General features: G+C 56.1%; 1 protein-coding gene. It reads left to right on the top strand.

Going from position 1 to position 419, the window contains the following annotated elements:
- A partial coding sequence (locus tag D7Y13_RS46530; RefSeq protein WP_208734698.1) for an HmpF-related protein occupies positions 1 to 419 on the top strand: 419 nt, incomplete at both ends.

Below are 419 nucleotides of genomic sequence, written 5' to 3' on the forward strand. Positions count from 1 at the left end.
GAGCTTAACCGTCGCGAGATGGAAATGGAAGCGCGGCAAGAGCAGCTTCAAGACCTCGAAGCCGACCTAGAGCGGCTAGAGCAGCAGCGTCAGGCAATTGAAGCGACTCGCACCGAGGCCGACCAGCTCAAAGCCGAATATGAACGCAAAAGCCAAGAGCTTGAGGGCGCGTGGGCACATCTGCAAGGCGAAATGAACCGCTTTGAAGAACAATCCGCCAGTGCCGGACTCAATCAGGAACAAGCCCAACAGCTTCAAAACATTATCGATCGCCTCTCCGCCTCTGCCCCCACTGGAGCCGTCAGCGACCAAATTGCTCAAGCCTTTGCCGTTCTCACTCAGCAGCAAGAAACGCTCAACTACCACTGGCACAATCTTGAACAGCAGCGCCATTCTGCCCACGAATTGCGGGCTACGGT

It is taken from the genome of Corallococcus praedator (genome assembly GCF_003612125.1).
GTDB classification, from domain to species: Bacteria; Myxococcota; Myxococcia; order Myxococcales; family Myxococcaceae; genus Corallococcus; species Corallococcus praedator.